Annotated in this window: 19 protein-coding genes; 1 reads left to right on the forward strand and 18 read right to left on the reverse strand. The window is 44.5% G+C overall.

Going from position 1 to position 19,360, the window contains the following annotated elements; all coding sequences use genetic code 11:
- Positions 1–12: 12 nt before the first annotated feature.
- The 8 genes from M3593_RS14690 to M3593_RS14725 all read right to left on the reverse strand — a co-directional run bounded on the left by M3593_RS14690 (position 13) and on the right by M3593_RS14725 (position 7,746).
- Positions 13–954 (reverse strand): YybS family protein, encoded by a 942-nt coding sequence (locus tag M3593_RS14690; protein WP_144479419.1) that lies wholly within the window; start codon positions 952–954, stop codon positions 13–15.
- 251 nt (positions 955–1,205) lie between these two features.
- Positions 1,206–1,442, reverse strand: a complete 237-nt coding sequence (gene rpsR / locus M3593_RS14695; protein ID WP_079507585.1) for a 30S ribosomal protein S18 — start codon at positions 1,440–1,442, stop codon at positions 1,206–1,208.
- 50 nt (positions 1,443–1,492) lie between these two features.
- Positions 1,493–1,978 carry a single-stranded DNA-binding protein gene (ssb, locus tag M3593_RS14700; RefSeq protein ID WP_144479421.1) on the reverse strand — a complete coding sequence of 162 codons (486 nt, stop codon included), beginning with the start codon at positions 1,976–1,978 and terminating at the stop codon, positions 1,493–1,495.
- Between the two features lie 78 nt (positions 1,979–2,056).
- Entirely contained in the window at positions 2,057–2,344 is a 288-nt protein-coding gene (gene rpsF / locus M3593_RS14705) for a 30S ribosomal protein S6 (protein WP_144479423.1), read from the reverse strand.
- Positions 2,345–2,602: 258 nt separating this feature from the next.
- The gene (gene ychF, locus M3593_RS14710; RefSeq protein ID WP_144479425.1) at positions 2,603–3,703 is read right to left on the reverse strand and encodes a redox-regulated ATPase YchF; all 1,101 of its coding nucleotides are present in this window, start codon (positions 3,701–3,703) and stop codon (positions 2,603–2,605) included.
- An 836-nt stretch (positions 3,704–4,539) separates the two neighbouring features.
- Positions 4,540–6,540 carry a molybdopterin-dependent oxidoreductase gene (locus M3593_RS14715; protein WP_251542426.1) on the reverse strand — a complete coding sequence of 667 codons (2,001 nt, stop codon included), beginning with the start codon at positions 6,538–6,540 and terminating at the stop codon, positions 4,540–4,542.
- Positions 6,541–6,625: 85 nt separating this feature from the next.
- Positions 6,626–6,820 carry a DUF951 domain-containing protein gene (locus M3593_RS14720; protein WP_079505969.1) on the reverse strand — a complete coding sequence of 65 codons (195 nt, stop codon included), beginning with the start codon at positions 6,818–6,820 and terminating at the stop codon, positions 6,626–6,628.
- Positions 6,821–6,837: 17 nt separating this feature from the next.
- Complete coding sequence (locus M3593_RS14725) at positions 6,838–7,746, reverse strand: mechanosensitive ion channel family protein (protein WP_186326821.1); 909 nt, start codon at positions 7,744–7,746, stop codon at positions 6,838–6,840.
- Positions 7,747–8,111: 365 nt separating this feature from the next.
- Between M3593_RS14725 and yyaC the strand changes: the two genes are divergently transcribed.
- A complete protein-coding gene (gene yyaC, locus M3593_RS14730; RefSeq protein ID WP_251542424.1) occupies positions 8,112–8,744 on the forward strand; it encodes a spore protease YyaC in 633 nt (210 codons plus the stop codon).
- A gap of 134 nt (positions 8,745–8,878) precedes the next feature.
- Here the strand turns inward: yyaC and M3593_RS14735 are convergent, their stop codons facing one another.
- From M3593_RS14735 to rnpA, 10 genes are all read right to left on the reverse strand, one after another.
- Positions 8,879–9,589, reverse strand: a complete 711-nt coding sequence (locus tag M3593_RS14735) for a DUF554 domain-containing protein (protein WP_251542422.1) — start codon at positions 9,587–9,589, stop codon at positions 8,879–8,881.
- 158 nt (positions 9,590–9,747) lie between these two features.
- Entirely contained in the window at positions 9,748–10,596 is an 849-nt protein-coding gene (locus M3593_RS14740) for a ParB/RepB/Spo0J family partition protein (RefSeq protein WP_251542420.1), read from the reverse strand.
- Entirely contained in the window at positions 10,589–11,350 is a 762-nt protein-coding gene (locus M3593_RS14745) for a ParA family protein (protein ID WP_144479437.1), read from the reverse strand. Before M3593_RS14745 ends, M3593_RS14740 begins: the two co-directional genes overlap by 8 nt.
- A gap of 278 nt (positions 11,351–11,628) precedes the next feature.
- A complete protein-coding gene (gene noc, locus M3593_RS14750) occupies positions 11,629–12,522 on the reverse strand; it encodes a nucleoid occlusion protein (protein WP_251542800.1) in 894 nt (297 codons plus the stop codon).
- Between the two features lie 199 nt (positions 12,523–12,721).
- The gene (gene rsmG / locus M3593_RS14755; RefSeq protein WP_251542418.1) at positions 12,722–13,438 is read right to left on the reverse strand and encodes a 16S rRNA (guanine(527)-N(7))-methyltransferase RsmG; all 717 of its coding nucleotides are present in this window, start codon (positions 13,436–13,438) and stop codon (positions 12,722–12,724) included.
- A 23-nt stretch (positions 13,439–13,461) separates the two neighbouring features.
- Complete coding sequence (gene mnmG, locus M3593_RS14760; RefSeq protein ID WP_251542416.1) at positions 13,462–15,345, reverse strand: tRNA uridine-5-carboxymethylaminomethyl(34) synthesis enzyme MnmG; 1,884 nt, start codon at positions 15,343–15,345, stop codon at positions 13,462–13,464.
- Between the two features lie 144 nt (positions 15,346–15,489).
- Positions 15,490–16,875 (reverse strand): tRNA uridine-5-carboxymethylaminomethyl(34) synthesis GTPase MnmE, encoded by a 1,386-nt coding sequence (gene mnmE, locus M3593_RS14765; protein WP_144479444.1) that lies wholly within the window; start codon positions 16,873–16,875, stop codon positions 15,490–15,492.
- Positions 16,876–17,364: 489 nt separating this feature from the next.
- Complete coding sequence (gene jag, locus M3593_RS14770; RefSeq protein WP_144479446.1) at positions 17,365–17,985, reverse strand: RNA-binding cell elongation regulator Jag/EloR; 621 nt, start codon at positions 17,983–17,985, stop codon at positions 17,365–17,367.
- Positions 17,982–18,758, reverse strand: a complete 777-nt coding sequence (gene spoIIIJ, locus M3593_RS14775; RefSeq protein ID WP_144479448.1) for a YidC family membrane integrase SpoIIIJ — start codon at positions 18,756–18,758, stop codon at positions 17,982–17,984. The genes jag and spoIIIJ overlap by 4 nt, the downstream gene beginning before the upstream one ends.
- Positions 18,759–18,920: 162 nt before the next feature.
- Positions 18,921–19,283 carry a ribonuclease P protein component gene (rnpA, locus tag M3593_RS14780; protein ID WP_144479450.1) on the reverse strand — a complete coding sequence of 121 codons (363 nt, stop codon included), beginning with the start codon at positions 19,281–19,283 and terminating at the stop codon, positions 18,921–18,923.
- Between the last annotated feature and the right edge of the window lie 77 nt (positions 19,284–19,360).

A 19,360-nucleotide genomic window follows, 5' to 3' on the forward strand; every position in this document is an offset into this window, starting at 1 on the left:
GTTAGTTTCTGATTACTTCTTCTCTCCTAGACGTTTTCTTAAATCAAATCCTAAATCAATTATACCTAATATCCTCACAATATAAAGAACAAATGGCAGGAGGAACATCAGGACTATCACGATAATGGGGACAGCTTTCGTGTACCCTTTTATATGCGTGAAATAAAAAACGAACGCGATACCTTGAAGAACCATCAGCATTTGCAGGATGAACGAAAGATTGGATATCACCCAGAACCAATACGTCCCTTGTTCAGGCTGCATGACCAATGCAACGATCATCGTGATCAGATAGTACCATAGAATGCTTTTTGGAAGATTCAATTCCCTGAACGGACGCCATACAGGCACCTTGATGCCAAACCGTTTCATGAACGGAAATGAAGCAAGCTGAAGCAGGAACACAATTAAAAAGGAAGACATCACGAACATGCTTGGCACAAGTACTTCAATCATATCGACCATTGTTTCAAATTGTTTGATAAGCTTCTCATCAGGTGTCTGGCCCATTTGTTCAAGCATATTGATTGCCTGATCAACAGAGGAACGGAATACCGTCACCATTTCATCAATGAAATTGATGTTAAATAAAACGATCGACAAAGCATATTGTGCCACTAAATTCACTAGAAACACGACGGAACCGGCGATATAAACAGCAAACCTGCTTTTCCCTTCCCTCACCATATACCCCATGACTGCTCCTGTCGTTCCAAAAGCTAGAGCCAGCGGCATCGCCAGGAACGAACCAAGAATCATCGATAGCAAAACAGCCGCGAGTGTAAAGACAGCGGTGCTTTTCCAGTCATGCTTAGCCCCGAACATCAGGAACGGCAAGGAAAGAAAGAAATTCACGACCATTCCCAATCCGGGAATATACAAAGTAATTAACAACAAAACAGCAAAAATCGCCAACAGGATGGCACCCTCTGTCAGCTTGTATGTATTTTTCATATTTCACCTCATCTAAAAGCTTAAGCGCCTTGGATAGCCCTGACAAGCGTTCAAAGCGTATGCATCCTGATTATGCCCGACATCATCTCCAGACTGAAGACTTCCGGGCATGGCCACATCTAAAATAACCGATAAGAACTATTTTATCCTGTAAATTACGGACAAGCAACCAAAGCGGTATTATAGCTGGAAGAAAGGCAAAAGTAATATAAAAGGCAGCGGGAAGCCCCGCTGCCTTTTAAAACCGATCATTATTCGCCTGAAACGTATGGCAGTAATGCCATTTGACGAGAACGTTTGATTGCAACTGTCAATTTACGCTGATATTTAGCGCTAGTTCCAGTTACACGGCGTGGTAAAATTTTACCGCGCTCAGAGATGAATTTCTTAAGAAGATCAACATCTTTATAATCAATTTTAGTGATTCCGTTTGCTGTGAAGTAGCAAACTTTACGGCGTTTTGCACGTCCGCCTCTGCGTCCACCCATTGCCATGGTCATTTCCCTCCTTGTGTATTATATTTCATGTCCGAGTTATATTAGAATGGAAGATCATCATCTGAAATGTCGATCTGGCCGCCACCTGCAAATGGATCTTCATCTACTTTTGTATAACCTTGGTTCTGGCGTTGATTCTGATTCCCAAACGGGGAACCTTGATCATTTTGACGGGAATAACCGCTATCCCCTCTGTCTGAAGACTGTCCTTTTGGCTCAAGGAACTGAACACTCTCAGCAAGAACTTCTGTAACGTATACACGCTTACCATCTTGTCCTTCATAGCTGCGAGTCTGGACACGTCCGTCTACACCTGCAAGGCTGCCTTTCTTCAAGAAGTTAGCAACGTTTTCAGCTGGACGGCGCCATACCACACAGTTAATGAAGTCTGCTTCTCTTTCCCCCTGCTGGTTGGTAAATGAACGATTTACCGCAAGCGTGAAAGTAGCAACTGCAACCCCATTAGGTGTGAAACGTAATTCAGGATCCTTGGTCAAACGGCCGACAAGAACGACACGATTCATCATCAGAATCAACTCCTTCCCCCCAGCATGGATGTTCCATGTGAAACACCTTCCGCTGAAAGTTTCTATTTATATCATTTATTATTCTTCTTCTTTAATTACGATGTGGCGAAGGATATCTTCGTTGATCTTAGCAAGACGAGAGAATTCCTCAACTGCTGCCGGAGTAGCGTTTACCTTAACAAGCTGGTAGTAGCCATCACGGAAATCATTGATTTCATAAGCTAGGCGGCGTTTGCCCCATTCCTTAGCTTCTGCAACTTCCGCACCGTTGTCTGTAAGGATTGTGCTGAAACGCTCAGTAAGAGCCTTTTTAGCTTCCTCTTCAATGTTTGGGCGGATGATGTACATAATTTCGTACTTTCTCATCACTGTCACCTCCTTTTGGTCTAAACGGCCCCATTACAGGGCAAGGAGTAATTGTTTAATTACTCACAAGATGAAATTATATCACAGAACCTATTCAAAAGCAACGCAATATGAAATGAAACTGCTTTTGCTTTTGCTGTGTCATAGAATTCTATAAGAAAATACTAACATATGTTCGCATTTTTGTCCAAGCTAATTTTAGGTAATTTTAGCTAATTTTAAAAAATCAGCCCTGCATCTCGGCAGGACTGACTTTGATTATACATTAAAGCGGAAGTGGATGATGTCTCCGTCTTTCACTTCATACTCTTTACCCTCAAGGCGGACCTTTCCGGCTTCCTTGGCAGCTGTCATTGACCCCGCTGCAAGAAGGTCATCGTAGTGGACTGTTTCTGCGCGGATGAATCCTCGCTCGAAGTCAGAGTGGATGACGCCGGCACATTGAGGTGCCTTCATGCCGCGGCGGAATGTCCATGCGCGTACTTCCTGGACGCCAGCTGTGAAGTAGGTAGCCAGTCCCAGCAGGCTGTATGCCGCACGGATCAACTGGTCCAAACCTGATTCTTCAATTCCCAGCTCCTCAAGGAACATTTCCTTTTCTTCGCCTTCAAGCTCAGCAATCTCTTCCTCGATTTTCGCACTGATGACAATAACTTCCGCATTGTCCTTTTCAGCGAATTCGCGGACTTTCTGCACATACTCATTGCCGCTAGGGTCTGTGACATCTTCCTCGCCAACGTTGGCAACGTAAAGCATTGGCTTGATTGTCAATAAGTGAAGCTGCTTGACGATTTTCATTTCTTCTTCAGTGAATTCCACTGCGCGAGCTGGCTGTTCAGCTTCAAATGCTTCACGCAAACGTGCCAGAATCGGAAACTCAATAGAAGCTTCCTTATCTTTTTGTTTAGCCAATTTCTCAACACGGCTGATTCTTTTTTCAACAGATTCCATGTCAGCCAGAATCAATTCCAGGTTAATAACCTCAATATCAGATATTGGGTCTACTTTACCTGCAACGTGAGTAATATTGTCATCCGCAAAACAGCGGACAACCTGACAGATTGCATCTACCTGGCGGATATGTGAAAGGAACTTGTTACCCAGTCCTTCACCCTTGCTCGCACCTTTAACGATGCCGGCAATGTCAGTGAATTCAAAAGCAGTCGGCACCGTCTTTTTCGGCTGGACCAGCTCAGTCAATTTAGTTAAACGATGATCAGGAACCTCAACGATTCCGACATTCGGGTCAATCGTACAGAACGGATAGTTGGCTGATTCAGCACCAGCCTGTGTGATCGCATTAAACAATGTTGACTTCCCGACGTTAGGAAGCCCAACAATACCTGCTGTTAAAGCCATCCATGTCACTCCTCTATTTAAAAATGTATCTATTCAAGCAAGAATCACCTAAACGATTTTTTCCTCTCACAATTATAGAGATTACAGGGGGAAAAGACAAGCTTGTAAAAAAGAGCAAGCCTCTTGGTGCCCTATTGAAGGGGAAATGTATGTCCTTTCCGCCTGAATGGTGACCTTATAGTGCTGAATTCGTCTGCATAAGGGTATCTTTTCGCTTGAATGGTGACCTTATGGAGATGAAATTGACTGCATAAGGGTATCTTTCTGATTGAATGGTGACCTTATGGAGGTGGAATTGACTGCATAAGGGTATCTTTTCGCTTGAATGATACCCTTATAGAGATGGATTCGCCCACATAAGGGTATCTTTCCGCTTGAATGGTACCCTTATAGAGATGGATTCGCCCACATAAGGGTATCTTTCCGCTTGAATGGTACCCTTATAGAGATGGATTTGCCCACATAAGGGTATCTTTCCGCTTGAATGGTACCCTTATAGAGATGGATTTGCCCACATAAGGGTTTCTTTCCGCTTGAATGGTACCCTTATAGAGATGGATTTGCTCACATAAGGGAATCTTTTCGCTTGAATGATACCCTTATAGAGATGGATTCGCCCACATAAGGGTATCTTTCCGCTTGAATGGTACCCTTATAGAGATGGATTCGCCCACATAAGGGTATCTTTCCGCTTGAATGGTACCCTTATAGAGATGGATTTGCCCACATAAGGGTATCTTTCCACTCGAATGGTGTCCTCATGAAATTGGGATTGCTATCCTCTCCACCCAAATTAAAAAAACCGCACTCTCTATTAAAGTGCGGCAACCAATCCATCATCCTTTTTCCACTTTTTCAATATTGACCAGGCAATCATAAAGGGTGCTGCCGAGGCCGTTGTCTGATTCTCGGCTGGATGTCAGCTGGTTGACTGAGCCGCCGAAACGGGCGCTCAAGCCTTCATCGATATTAACCGTTCCCGGATGGGCCATTTTAAAAATGGAAACCGTCCCTTTCACTTCTCCTCTGTCGTTCCATACCCGCACATAATCCTGATCTTTCAAGCCTTTTTCGGCAGCGACGCTTTCGGCGATTTCCACTTTCACATATGGTTCTGGCTGGAACAGGTGGAAATGTTGCGAATGGTTTGAACGCAGCGGATGAATCGTCAGCAATGTATACGGGTATTTTTCAGCTAGCTCGGAATTGGTCCATTTTGTTTCGGTTGGCAGCGACAGCTTGATTTTTCCGTCCGCAACGGCGGATGAAGTGAATTCATACTTGCCGCTTGGCGTTTTGAAACTCCTGTCTGCCCAGGGAATTTTATCAACGGGAAGCTCAGCGAACTTTTCCACACGGATTTTATCAAGACTGATGCCCTTTTCAGTCAAAGCTGCAAGCCCCATTCCGATGAATTCTTCTCTGGTAAAATTAAATTCGTCCCCAAACCCTAATCTTGTTGCTAGTTCTTCCCAGATCCAGGCGTCTGGCTTGGCCTCACCCGGCGGTTCTACAAGTTTTGGGCCATGGTTCACATAATGATGGTACATCGACGAATAATATACATCCTCCACTTCAAAAGCGGTCGCGGCTGGTAGAACATAATCAGCAAGTTCGGCTGTATCTGTCATGAACTGGTCAATCACGACGAGAGTTTCGAGCGATTCAAATGCCTTCCGAACCCGATTTGTGTCAGGAACCTGCGTCAGCGGGTTGCCGCAGGTGACGATCCCCATTTTGATTTCTGGATCCACAGCGGTAAGAATCCCCTCGGCCTGCCTCATCATCGTGAACGTGCGTGAAGCCTTCTTTTGTTCAGGCATCGCCATGTTCTGATAATCAAAGCTCTGCCCTACCTGTTTGTTGGCATAATTGGCTCCGCCGCCCGCAATTCCAATATTGCCGCTGACAGCGACCAGTGCGTCAAGAAGTCTAATCGTGTTGCCGCCATTTTCATAGCGCTGCATTCCAAGGCCCATGATCGTGGAAACCGGGCGGTCAGCATAAACCCCTGCAAGAAGGGTAATGATTTCGGCCGGAACCTCTGTCACTTGACTGATATATTCTAACGTCACGCTATCCAGCAGAGTCTTCAAGTCCTCGAACCCTACCGTCTGATTTGCCAAAAACTCAACGTCCTGCAGCTCCATCCGGAGCAACTCTTTCATGATGCCCGCCGCTAACAGCCCATCGAAGCCAGGCTTAATGGAGATATATTCATTCGCCAGCTTGGCAGTTGCATTATAAATAGGGTCAATTACATATATCTTCGTGCCATTTTTTTTCACTGCCTGGAGGTTCTGAAAAAGGTGCATATTCGTCCGGGCGACATTCCTGCCCCAGATGACGACATGTTTGCTATTTTCCAAATCCTCAGGTGCATGGCTGTACGCGTCACCGAAATCCCAGTTCTGTGCCTCAATACCAGAGCCCCAGCAGATTGAACCTGTCAATTCAGTCACTCCGCCATAAAGATTGAAAAAGCGGCTGTCTAAATTGGAAAGCAAACCACTGTTGGAGTAATCGTGGCTGTGTAAAACGGAAATGGTACCAAAATTATCTTTATAATAGGCCAGTTTTTCAGCAATTTCACCTAACGCCTGCTCCCAGGAAATCTGCTGGAATCTGCCCTCGATTTTTTTCAGTGGATAGAGCAGGCGATCTTCTGAGTTCGCCCTGTTCTCAAGCATCCTGCCGCGGCCGCAAATTTTGCCCTGGGTAATAGGGTGCTCGGGGTTGCCTTCTACCTTTGTTACTTTTCCGTCCTCCACGGTAACAAGGAACCCGCAGCTGTCCCAGCAATTCAACGGACAGGCTGAATGTTGTACTGTTGCCATTTCCTCATCTCCCCACTTCTTCTCTATATCGTTCATTAATTTTAATACTAAGGATAATACAATATTGATAAAAAAAGAAGCAGGATTATTCTCCCTGCTTCGATAAAACCTTCTTCACTTTTCGTGTGAACTCTTTTCTTGGAATTAAGACACTGTGCTCGCAGCCTTCACATTTGATTCGGATATCCATGCCAAGACGGATGATTTTCCACTTGTTGGTGCCGCAAGGATGTGGTTTTTTCATTTCAACAACATCATTCAGTTGAAACTCGTGCTCCAATTTCAAAACCTCCTTGTTTATTTACCGAATTCTTTCTGCTCTCCGCCTTCCTGGCGTGAGTACATGACCATACGAGGAAATGGAATTTCAATTCCATTTTCATCAAGAACTAGTTTGATGTCCTTGCGCATCTTTCTTCCAATATACCAATGCTTCATCGGAAGAGTTTCCGCAACAATCCGCAGGATGACTTCAGACGCTGCGAATTGCTGAACCCCTAAAAGCTCTGGCGTCTTGACGAGTTCAGGATATTTCTCAGTCGTTGTCTCGAGGTACTCCTGGATGACTTTTTCTGCGTGATCTATATCCCCTTCATAAGCAATGCCGATATCCAGGACAGCGACACTGTTATAAAGCGAAAAATTGGTGACTTCCACGATACTTCCGTTGGGCAAAATATTCATTTCCCCTGTAAAGTTTTTAATCTTCGTCGTCCGCAGCCCGATTTCCTCCACAGTTCCTTCAAATTGGCCAATTCTTACATAATCTCCTACCGAGAATTGGTCTTCGAAAATAATGAAGAAGCCGGTGATGATGTCTTTCACGAGACTTTGTGCACCGAAGCCGACTGCCAAACCGACAATCCCGGCACCGGCAAGCATCGCCTTTACATCAATTGTCAGTGCTGCAAGAATGGACATAATCGCAATAAAATAGACAACATATGATAGCACATTTTCCAGCAATTTCATTAAGGTAGCTTCACGCCGTTCCGTAATCCGGAGAGGTCCTCTCGTCCTGACCTTAAAGAAGTTGCGGATTGCAATCTTTCCGACTCGGATAAACAAGCCAGTTATGATCAGGATTGCAATGATTTTCAAAACACCTTCCCCAATTGCAAACCAAAGCTTATCGTCCGTGAGTTGATTGCTTATATTATTTAAAACTTTCTGCGTCCTTGTCAGACTCTCTTCTGCTTTCGTCATTTTTTTCACCTGCCCGTAAAATTCATCCATCTATCAAACGTTATGTAACAAAGTAGAAGATTTCATACAAACACATCCATTTTAACAAGTTTTATAATGTAGTTAAAGAAGAGTGTTTGTCCAGTAACACAACAACCGTTTAGACGAAGTTGCCGTTCCATTGTTTCATTATATTAATATAACATCAACACTTTTTAAAAGGGCCCATAACATCAAAAACCTTCGTTGGTAAAAATAAGACCTTATACCTCTATAAAAGATTCACTGCTCCAAAAGACCCTGTTTAAATCTTTCTGTTTACAGGTATGTATAGATTACAAAAAAAGTCCGTATACTGATAGTACGAATTTTAAGGAGTTGATCCAATGAATCTCAAAAACCATTTTTTCGAGCGGAAAAACAGTGTGGCGAAAATCAATCATGAGGATGAGCTGGCGGCCGAAAAGCTGGCTTCTGAAATCCTGGACCTTCTTCCTAACTTCAGTGCCAGGCCCATTGTTTTTGTCTGCATTGGAACTGACCGCTCCACCGGTGATTCATTGGGTCCGCTGATTGGAACACTGCTGGAAGAAAAGGATATCGCTCCATATCATGTGTATGGGACGCTCGATGATCCGATACATGCTGTCAATATGGATGCCAAGCTGACGGAAATCAAGCAAAAGCACTTTAATCCATTCATAATCGGCATAGACGCATGTCTTGGACGTTTGAAAAGCGTCGGCTCGATCCAGGTTGCCAATGGGCCTGTCAAGCCAGGTGCCGGTGTGAACAAGGAACTGCCGGAAGTCGGGGATATGCATATTACAGGAATTGTTAATGTCAGCGGTTTTATGGAGTTCTTCGTTTTACAGAACACAAGATTGAATCTCGTGCTAAAAATGGCCAAAACGATTGCGAACGGCATTTTCGAAAGCAGCCAGCAACGATCCAGGAAACAGGATTGGCCAAAGCTGAATTGGGACCTTGAAGCTGAACAGCCTACGGTTGTGGAATGACGATAGTGTAAAACGCCGGGAGATGATCTCCCGGCGTAATTTTATGCCAAAATGGCAATCCACAACCTTTAAGAGCATGACATTCAATAGAGCATCCAGAGTTTAGCGGCGAGAGCAAACTAGGATCTCGCGCTTCAAACTCCGATCATATAATGCGAAATCATGACAAGTACAGCTGTAACCAGTATGCCGGGCAGGAGGTTCGCTACCCTGATTTTAGTCAGGCCAATCATGTTCAAACCGATGGCAAAAATCATCACCCCTCCTGTTGCGGTCAGCTCAAGGATGAAGCTGTCCATCAATGCCTGCGGAATCAGCTTATCGATTTGCGTTGCAAATAATGCGATACTTCCCTGATAGATCACGACTGGTATCGCTGAAAAAAGCACCCCAATACCAAGTGTGGTAGTGAGGATTAGTGCCGTGAAGCCGTCAATGATCGCTTTGGTATATAAGACGTCATGGTCGCCTCGGATCCCGCTGTCAAGTGCCCCGATAATCGCCATTGCCCCAATGACAAAAATCAACGTCGCGGTGACGAACCCCTGGGAAATGCTGCCCTCTCCTTTTGAGCCTATCTTACTTTCAAGCCAGTCCCCGACTGCATTCAGCTTATCCTCAAGCTTCCATGCCTCCCCAAGCACTGCACCGATTACCAGACTTAAGATGACGATCAGGAAATTGGCGCTCTTAAAGCCCATCTGCAGGCCCAGCACCATAACGGCAAGCCCGATGGCATGCATGACGGTGGCTTTCATATTTTCAGGTATTTTCGTCAGCAGCCTGCCCAATAAGGTTCCGATGATGATCAATAAACCATTCACCATGGTGCCAAGTAAAAACATATTGTTCACCTATTTTCAGTTTTAGTTATGTAAGGCTTTTTTCGCATTAAGTGTTGCTATGCAACTCCGTGATGAATAGTTGAAAGCAATAAGGGTGGGTGAAAGCAACAAAACGCACGAAAAGCCTATGTAAAAAAAGAAGCCATCAAAATGATAGCTTAGGAATTTTGCTTGTCTAATAATTCAAGGATTCGCTCCAGATCATCTTTAGAGAAAAACTCAATTTCAATTTTCCCCTTGTTTTTTGATTGCTTGATGTTAACCGTGGTGCCAAAGCGTTCACGAAGCGAGGTTTCCCGCTCGCGGATGAATACGTCCTTGGTCACTTTTTCGGTTTTTGTTTCACGTGGAACGACCTCGTTCATTTCCTGGATAAGCTGTTCAAGCTGGCGTACATTCATGCCTTCTTTAAGGATTTTATCGACAAGGACAGAAAGCTTGTCTTTCTTTCTTAAACCAAGAAGCGCACGGCCGTGCCCCATTGAGATTTTTCCTTCTGAAATAAGCTGCTGGATTTTTGGCGGCAGCGACAGCAACCGGATATGGTTTGCCAGATGCGGCCGGCTTTTGCCCAGTCTTTTCGCCAGCTCTTCCTGTGTGAGCTTAAGCTTCTCAATCAAAGTTTGATAGGCAATTCCCTCTTCGATCGGATTCAAATCTTCACGTTGAAGGTTTTCCAACACCGCAAGCTCCATCATTTGCTGCTCATTCAGCTCACGCACGACTGCCGGTACGGTTTCCAGTCTGGCTTCTTTCGCAGCACGGTAACGCCTTTCCCCAACTACGATTTCATAGCCTTTAATCGTTTTCCTGACGATGATTGGCTGGAGGATTCCATGCTCCTGAATTGAAAGCTTCAATTCCTCAATCGCTTCTGGTTCAAAAACTTTTCGTGGTTGATATGGATTTGGTCTGATTTCCTTGATGCTTATTTCCTGGACTTTTTCTTCCTTTTCCGCTTCCATGTTGAAGAAAGCATTCAATCCCTTACCTAAGCCTTTAGCCATTTGCAACCACTTCCTTTGCAAGATCTAAATAAACCTCTGCTCCGCGGGATTTCGGATCATAAATGATAATTGGCTCTCCATGGCTGGGAGCTTCACTCAGACGGACGTTCCTGGGAATGATCGTCTGGTAAACCTTGTCCTGGAAGTACTTCTTCACTTCCTCAATCACTTGCAGACCAAGATTCGTACGTGCATCCAGCATCGTCAGCAAGACACCTTCAATCTTCAAATCCTGGTTCAAATGCTTCTGCACCAGACGAACCGTATTCAGAAGCTGGCTCAGTCCTTCAAGCGCATAATACTCGCATTGTACAGGAATGATGACCGCATCAGAAGCTGTCAAAGCATTCAGGGTCAATAGTCCAAGTGACGGCGGACAGTCTATGATAATATAATCAAATCGGTCTTTTACTTCCTCAAGAGCCCGCTTCAAGCGGACTTCCCTCGAAATGGTAGGTACAAGCTCAATTTCCGCCCCAGCCAGCTGGATAGTTGCGGGAATCGTATATAGATTCTCAACCGCGGTAGGATGGATTACCTTGCCCGCTTCCACATCATCTACGAGCACATCATAAATGCATTGTTCAACATCCGCTTTTTCTATGCCTACACCGCTCGTCGCATTTCCCTGAGGATCTGTATCGACAAGCAGCACTTTTTTCCCTATGTATGCCAGGCATGCACCGAGATTCACCGATGTCGTCGTCTTGCCGACTCCACCCTTTTGATTCGCAATCGCAATGATTTTCCCCACATTGTCACCTTCTTTCAAACCCATAAAAATCCTATTCAGCTTGTCCAAGCACATACGTAAAATAAGGATTTTTCCAGCACCATGCCGAAAAAAGCAATCATGTATTCTATTTTATCATGAATTCTGACAGTTGATAGAATTTTTATGAAAAAGTAATACCACTGTGAAAATAGTAAACTAGTATTGGTTTCCAGAGTGTTATCGTTATGTGAACGGGATAAGGGCTTTCTGCTAAAAAACAAAAAAGCAGGAGACAGCTTGTCCCCCACTTTCAATAGTTATTTCTTCTTTGGAATACGGATTGTGAATTGGTAAAACTCTTCAAACTCTTCTTCTTCCGAGTCGAGATTGATGCCGCTGTCAGAAACCATGCTCAGCGATTGGCGGATTGTATTGACGGCAATCCTCATGTCCTTGCTGAATGCCTTTCGCTTTGGTTTTGGTTTTTCTTCCCCTTGACTAAGGAGCTTGACGACACGTTCTTCCGTTTGCTTGACATTGAGAGATTTCTCAATAACCTCAGCCAGCACCTGTACCTGCAATTCAGGGTTTTTCAATGGAATGAGTGAACGTGCATGCCGCTCTGTGATCAATTTATTTAAAAGTGCATCCTGGACTTCCTGGGGAAGCTTCAGCAACCGCAGCTTATTTGCAACTGTCGATTGTCCTTTCCCAAGCCTTTGGGCCAATGCTTCCTGTGTGAGATTATGGATTTCCAGCAATTTCCCATAGGCCATCGCCTCTTCAATCGGTGACAGTTCCTCCCGCTGAAGATTCTCTATCAAAGCCACAGATGCCGTTTCGGAATCAGACAGGTTATTAACGATTGCCGGAACTTCTTCCCACTCAAGCTTTTTCATTGCCCGCCAGCGGCGTTCCCCGGCAATGATTTCAAATCGATCTTGGTCGTATTCCCGTACGACGATTGGCTGGATTACTCCATGTATGTGAATGGTACGGGCCAATTCTTCAATCTTCTCATCATCAAAAACAGTTCTTGGCTGGTATCTGTTTGGAATAATATGGTCAATCGGAATTTTTTTGATTTCTTCGTTTTCTATGTTGTCAAAATCCTCAACCGTTTGTTCTTCCATTTGGTTCGGTTCTTCCACTTGGTTCCGTTCTTTTTCCTTTTCTCCAAGGCCAAAAAAGCGCGAAAAAGAAGGCTTCATCACCCTACACCACCTTTATGAACTCCCTATTACATATTCTCTATAAAAATGACAAGTTCCTGCTTATAGACTCTATTATAAACTAAAATCATTTTTCAAAATAGGACAAAAAGCGCAAGCCAGCACGTTTGATATCTGTATTTCGATAAACTCTGCACTCCTGACGGGCGTCAGGGGTGCGCGATCAGGAGCAGCATCGTTATTCTATTGGCGTTTTATTCGGAGTCCCTGGTTTTCTCGGGTACTTCTTAGGTGTTGGCTTTTGTTTGTTTATGATTAAAATATTGCGTTCACTTTTTTCTACTGGCAAAGTGAAAGAATACGAAGATTCAAGTTTTCCTCCAAGAACGGAGATCGCTTTTTCCCCGGCCTGGAGTTCTTCCCCAGCCTGATTGCCCTTCATGGCGATAAAGGTTCCGCCTACTTTCGCAAGAGGAAGGCAAAGTTCACTCAGTACGGACATTCTTGCGACGGCCCTCGCCATCACCACTTCATATTTTTCACGATATGCCGGGTTTTGCCCGAAAGTTTCTGCGCGGTCATGGATGAAGGTTGTTCCCTCGAGACCCAGTTCCTTGGAAAGCTGTTCAAGAAACGTGATCCGCTTATTCAGGGAATCGACGATCGTGACCCTGATTTCTGGAAAAGCAATTTTTATCGGAATGCTCGGGAAGCCGGCACCGGCTCCAACATCGCACAAATCGAGCGGCTTATTGAAATCAAAATAGAAAGCGGCTGAAACGGAATCATAAAAATGCTTCAAGTACACATCCGGCTTTTCCGTAATCGCAGTTAAATTCATTTTTTCATTCCACTCGACGAGCATTTGGTAATATGTTTCATATTGCTCCATTTGCCTCTGGGAAAGCTCAATCCCCTTTTCAGCGAGCAACGATTTAAATTGATCTGTATTCATAAGCCAACCCTTTCTGATGGTTACTACTTGATCCGTGCAATGCGTCCCTGTTCGAGATACACGAGCAGGATGGAAATATCCGCAGGGTTTACACCTGAGATTCTCGATGCCTGTGCCAAAGTCAATGGCTGGACCTCTTTCAGTTTTTGTCGCGCTTCTGTCGCCAGTCCTGAAATCGCATCATAGTCGATATTTTCCGGGATTTTCTTATCTTCCATCTTCTTCAGCCTCTCAACCTGCTGAAGTGATTTTTCGATATATCCCTCATATTTAATTTGAATTTCTGTTTGTTCTTCTGTGTCGAAATCGAGCTCTCCATCGGCAGGCACGAGCTGCTTGATATGCTCATATGAAACTTCCGGACGCTTCAGGAGGTCTGAAGCACGGATTCCATCTTTCAACTCACTGCCGCCCAGCGAACGGATTAATTCCTGGACCTCAGCTGAAGGTTTGATGATGATGGACTGAAGTCGTTTCTTCTCCGCATCGATTGCCTCTTTTTTCGCCAGGAACTTCTGGTATCGTTCTTCTGTGATCAGACCAATTTCGTAACCCTTTTCGGTTAAGCGAAGATCGGCATTGTCGTGCCGCAGCAGCAGGCGGTACTCCGCTCTCGATGTCAGCAGACGGTACGGTTCATTCGTTCCTTTTGTCACGAGATCATCAATCAATACGCCAATATAGGCATCGGCACGGCTGAGGATGACTTCTTCCTTGTCCAGTGCCTTTCTGCCGGCATTGATTCCGGCCATGATTCCCTGTCCGGCAGCCTCTTCATAACCTGAAGTACCATTGATTTGGCCAGCAGTATAAAGATTTTTGATCAATTTAGTTTCCAATGTCGGCCATAGCTGCGTCGGTACAACCGCATCATACTCAATTGCATAGCCGGCACGCATCATCTGGACTTTCTCAAGACCAGGGATTGTCTGTAGGATTTTGTGCTGGACCTCTTCTGGCAAGCTGGTTGATAGTCCCTGCACATACACTTCCTGAGTGTTCCTTCCTTCTGGCTCCAGGAAAATCTGGTGGCGCGGCTTATCATTGAAGCGGACGACCTTATCCTCGATGGATGGGCAATAGCGCGGCCCAGTCCCCTTGATCATTCCGGAATACATCGGTGAGCGGTGCAAATTGTCATCAATCAGCTGATGTGTACGCTCATTCGTATATGTCAGCCAGCAAGGAAGCTGGTCCGTAATGTATTTCGTCGTTTCATAGGAAAAAGCACGGTGGACATCATCACCAGGCTGTATTTCTGTTTTAGAATAATCAATAGTGTCGCTGTGAACCCGCGGCGGCGTGCCAGTCTTAAAACGGACAAGGTCAAAGCCAAGCTCATCAAGATGCTCCGAAAGCTTGATTGACGGCTGCTGGTTATTCGGGCCGCTTGAATATTTCAACTCACCAAGGATGATTTCCCCGCGCATATACGTCCCCGTCGTGATGACGACTGTTTTCGCACGGTAAATGGCTCCAGTCTGAGTAATGACCCCTTTACATTCACCATCTTCTACAATCAGGCGCTCCACCATGCCCTGTATCAATGTGAGGTTTTTCTGGTTTTCAAGCGTCTTCTTCATTTCATTCTGATAATCAAATTTATCGGCCTGTGCCCGCAATGCACGTACGGCAGGTCCCTTACCGGTATTCAACATCCTCATCTGGATGTAGGTTTTATCAATATTGCGTCCCATTTCGCCGCCAAGAGCGTCAATTTCGCGCACAACGATTCCCTTTGCAGGTCCGCCGATTGACGGATTGCACGGCATGAACGCAATCATATCTAGATTGATGGTAATCATCGCTGTTTTTGCACCCATCCGCGCCGGCGCAAGAGCTGCCTCAACACCCGCATGGCCGGCACCCACTACAACCACATCAAAATTCCCGGCTTCATAACCCATCCTGCTGCCTCCTTTTATGCTGCTTATAAGCTAGCCACTTTAAAAATCCATAGTCATATTGTTCTATGAAAAAATTTACTGTTTTCCAGTAACGTACTATATAGAAAATTTTCGTGAAATAATTTCCTTATTTGCTCTTAAAAATTACTTTCCTAGACAGAACTGGGAAAATAACTGGTCAATCAAGCTTTCATGAACACTTTCACCAATGATTTCGCCAAGAAGCTCCCATGCACGGGTCAAGTCAATCTGAACGATATCGATAGGCGTTCCCATTTCCACGCCGCTGATCGCTTCTTCAATCGAATGTGCAGCCTGGTTGAGCAATGCGATATGACGGCTGTTGGATACATAAGTCAGATCCCCTGACTCAATCGCACCTGAAAAGAACAGTGTTGAAATTGCTTCTTCAAGCTGGTCCACACCCTGATCTTCCAGCAGCGAGGTCGTAACAAGTGAATATGGCTTCGCAAGCTCCCTCACTTCATCCATATTGATTTTCTGCGGGAGATCCGTTTTGTTGACGATGACGATGACATCCATGCCTTCTACAGCTTTAAAGATGTTCTGATCCTCTTCCGAAAGCTCATCCGAATAGTTCAGAACGAGCAAGATCAAATCCGCTTCTTTCAGAACCTGTCGGGAACGCTCGACACCAATTCGTTCGACGATATCCTCCGTCTCACGGATCCCTGCTGTATCAAGAAGTCTTAATGGAACACCGCGTACATTGACATACTCTTCGATGACATCACGAGTAGTACCTGGAATATCTGTAACGATCGCCTTATTTTCATGAACAAGGCTATTCAATAAAGAGGATTTCCCTACATTAGGCCGGCCTACAATGACAGTGGAAAGCCCTTCCCTGAGGATTTTCCCCTGCTGCGAGGTTTGCAAAAGCTTTTCAAGCTCAGCTTTTACATAGTTCGCTTTTTCCAGAAGCATATGATGAGTCATTTCCTCGACATCGTCATACTCCGGATAGTCGATATTCACTTCGACATGCGCTAGAATTTCGAGAATTTCCTGGCGCAGCTTCTGGATCAGTCTTGAAAGGCGCCCTTCCATCTGGCCAAGTGCCATATTCATCGCCCGATCCGTTTTCGCCCTGATCAAGTCGATGACTGCCTCTGCCTGGGAAAGATCGATCCGTCCATTTAAAAAAGCCCGTTTTGTAAATTCTCCTGGCTCCGCCAGTCTCGCACCCTGATTCAGGACAAGCTGGAGCACACGGTTTACAGAAACAAGACCCCCATGGCAGTTGATTTCGACTACATCTTCTTTCGTGAACGTTTTCGGCCCCCTCATGACGGAGACCATTACTTCTTCAGCAACTTGGCCAGTTTTCGGTTCGATCAGATGGCCATAATGAATCGTATGCGTAGCCGCCTCGCTAAGCCTCTTGCTTCCAACCCCTCTGAACAATCGGTCTGCTATTTCGAATGCCTGATCCCCGCTCAAACGGACAATCGCAATCGCACCTTCACCCATCGGCGTAGAGATCGCCGCAATCGTATCAAATTCCACATGCTTCACCCCACTTTTTTAAAAAAATAATATATATATAAAGATTGAAGTTTGTTTTCTACAAATTACTAGAATAACACATCAGTTTAGCGAAAAAAAGAAAGGAATCTTCTCTATCGCCAAATTATCCACAATAAATAAAATAAACTCTTTTAATTTTAACTTATCCACATGTGAATAACAATAAAACCAGGAGAGGAAATTTCGCATTGTGGAAAAACTCACAGGGAAATTCATAAGGATTTTCTGCCATTCAAAAAACTGGTAAAAATCGCGGCAAATTTCCAAGTCGCCAATAAAAACTGATTTTCGCTAGAAAACAGCTCATAATCGCCAATATAATTAAATTTTCGCCAATAAACATATTAGGCAGATCATAATCGTGATCTAAACATGATTATTCAAGTCAGATTAAGCTGCCAGGGTTCATTTTTTCATAAAATAACAACAAAAAAACCCGAACCTGGACCAGGTTCGGGTTACATTTCTTTATTTAGACGGTGCGATCACAATATGCCTGTGCGGCTCTGTGCCGTCTGAAAAAGTTTTGATTTTCTTGTTTGACATCAATGCAGTATGAATCACTTTGCGTTCATACGAAGGCATCGGTTCAAGCGCGACGTTTTGTCCGGTTCTTACTGCTTTTTGTGCCAGGCGTTCAGCCAGCTGGACGAGTGTATCGTTCCGGCGCTGACGGTAATCCTCCGCATCAAGTACCACAGTAGCGTACTGATCAGAATATCGGTTTACCACGAGCTGCGTTAAAAATTGCAGCGAATTCAGTGTTTGGCCTCTTTTTCCGATCAGCAAAGCGATTTTTTCACCTGACATCGTCAATAGGACTGTTTTTCCTTCTTTTTTCACATCCACGTCAATGGATGCACCCATTTTTTCGCCAACCGATTTCAAATAATTTACGGCTTCTTCAACAGCATCGATTTTGACTGTCACTTTGACAACAGCCGGGCGTGTGCCGAAAAGTCCGAAAATCCCCTTTTTGCCTTCATCAATTACATCAATTTCTGTGCGGTCTTTGGTTGTCTTTAATTGAGCTAAAGCGGATTCTACTGCTTCGTCGACATTTTGTCCTGTAGCAGTTACCTGTTTCACTTTTTTGCTCCTCCCGCATTGCCGGCAGCCTTTGCTTTTTTAAGATCCGGCCCTTTAATAAAGTACGTTTGACCAATCATGAATAAGTTACCTACTACCCAGTACAGTGAAAGTGCTGCTGGGAAGTTGATCGCGAATACAACGATCATGATTGGCATCAGCCAAAGCATCATCGCCATTTGCGGATTGCCTTCCTGGCCAGCCATCATCATTTTTTGCTGAATGAAAGTAGTGATACCTGCAACAATCGGCAGAATATAAAACGGATCCGGTGCACCAAGATCGAACCATAAGAAGTTATGCTCGGCAATTTCCCTGGTTCTTGAAATCGCGTGGTAGAAACCAATCAAGATTGGCATCTGGACAATCAGCGGGAAACAGCCTGCAAGCGGATTGACACCATGCTGCTGGAAAAGTGCCATCGTTTCCTGCTGAAGCTTTTGCTGTGTCTTCTGGTCCTTTGAGCTGTATTTTTCCTTCAGCTTCTGCATTTCCGGCTGCAATGCCTGCATCGCTTTCGAGCTTTTCGTTTGCTTGATCATAAGCGGCAGGATCGCAAAACGGATCAGCAAAGTAACAGCAATAATCGATAGTCCGAAGTTTCCACCGAGCCATTCGGCCATCTTGATGATTAACAGGGATAAGGGATAGACAATATATTCGTTCCAGAAACCCTTACTCTCTGGAGTGATCGGCTGGTTATACTCTGTACAGCCTGTCAGCAATGACACCACTAACACCAAGCCCAATATCAATAATATTCTTTTTTTCAAGCTTCATTTCCTCCTAACTTCCCGATACGTTCATTTATTTTCAAAAGTTTGTCCCAAATTTTATGTACATTTCCCTTTGGCTGCATAATGCAATCAAAAGTATTTTAACATCTTTTATAGGGAAGCGCTTTTAAAAAATGCAATTCGGCAAATATTTTTGCCTCAATCATTATCTCCAGTTTTCGGCTTCTTCAAAACTTTTCCGACCTTCATAACATGCTCAAGGCTTTTCTTGACCTCATGCATGTCCATTTCGGCAGTCGGCTTCCGGGCAATAATGATATAATCGTTGCCGTTGTGAACCCGGTCCTGCAATTCATGGAAAGATTGCCGGATATAACGTTTTATCTGATTTCGCATGACGGCATTGCCGATTTTTTTGCTGACTGATAGTCCGATGCGGAAATTCTCCTGCTCCGGTTTTTTCAAAATATAGACGACAAATTGCCGGTTAGCGACAGATCTTCCTTTTTTAAAAGCCTCTTGGAATTCTTTATTTTTTTTCACTCTGTAATCTTTTTTCATCTATAACACCTTCAATTCTCTATGGATCCTGTTATGTAAACTTCGCTGGAATGGCTATAAGGATTTAAAGGCTGTGT

Origin of the sequence: Mesobacillus sp. MER 48, from assembly GCF_023714225.1 — a bacterium.
Taxonomy (GTDB): Bacteria; Bacillota; Bacilli; order Bacillales; family Cytobacillaceae; genus Mesobacillus; species Mesobacillus oceanisediminis_A.

Excerpts from the sequence above, each read along its gene's own strand:
- M3593_RS14690 (WP_144479419.1), bottom strand. The coding sequence starts at position 954 with ATGAAAAATACATACAAGCTGACAGAGGGTGCCATCCTGTTGGCGATT.
- rpsR (WP_079507585.1), bottom strand. The coding sequence starts at position 1,442 with ATGGGTGGACGCAGAGGCGGACGTGCAAAACGCCGTAAAGTTTGCTAC.
- ssb (WP_144479421.1), bottom strand. The coding sequence starts at position 1,978 with ATGATGAATCGTGTCGTTCTTGTCGGCCGTTTGACCAAGGATCCTGAA.
- rpsF (WP_144479423.1), bottom strand. The coding sequence starts at position 2,344 with ATGAGAAAGTACGAAATTATGTACATCATCCGCCCAAACATTGAAGAG.
- ychF (WP_144479425.1), bottom strand. The coding sequence starts at position 3,703 with ATGGCTTTAACAGCAGGTATTGTTGGGCTTCCTAACGTCGGGAAGTCA.
- M3593_RS14715 (WP_251542426.1), bottom strand. The coding sequence starts at position 6,540 with ATGGCAACAGTACAACATTCAGCCTGTCCGTTGAATTGCTGGGACAGC.
- M3593_RS14725 (WP_186326821.1), bottom strand. The coding sequence starts at position 7,746 with ATGACGAAAGCAGAAGAGAGTCTGACAAGGACGCAGAAAGTTTTAAAT.
- yyaC (WP_251542424.1), top strand. The coding sequence starts at position 8,112 with ATGAATCTCAAAAACCATTTTTTCGAGCGGAAAAACAGTGTGGCGAAA.
- M3593_RS14735 (WP_251542422.1), bottom strand. The coding sequence starts at position 9,589 with ATGTTTTTACTTGGCACCATGGTGAATGGTTTATTGATCATCATCGGA.
- M3593_RS14740 (WP_251542420.1), bottom strand. The coding sequence starts at position 10,596 with ATGGCTAAAGGCTTAGGTAAGGGATTGAATGCTTTCTTCAACATGGAA.
- noc (WP_251542800.1), bottom strand. The coding sequence starts at position 12,522 with ATGAAGCCTTCTTTTTCGCGCTTTTTTGGCCTTGGAGAAAAGGAAAAA.
- rsmG (WP_251542418.1), bottom strand. The coding sequence starts at position 13,438 with ATGAATACAGATCAATTTAAATCGTTGCTCGCTGAAAAGGGGATTGAG.
- mnmG (WP_251542416.1), bottom strand. The coding sequence starts at position 15,345 with ATGGGTTATGAAGCCGGGAATTTTGATGTGGTTGTAGTGGGTGCCGGC.
- rnpA (WP_144479450.1), bottom strand. The coding sequence starts at position 19,283 with ATGAAAAAAGATTACAGAGTGAAAAAAAATAAAGAATTCCAAGAGGCT.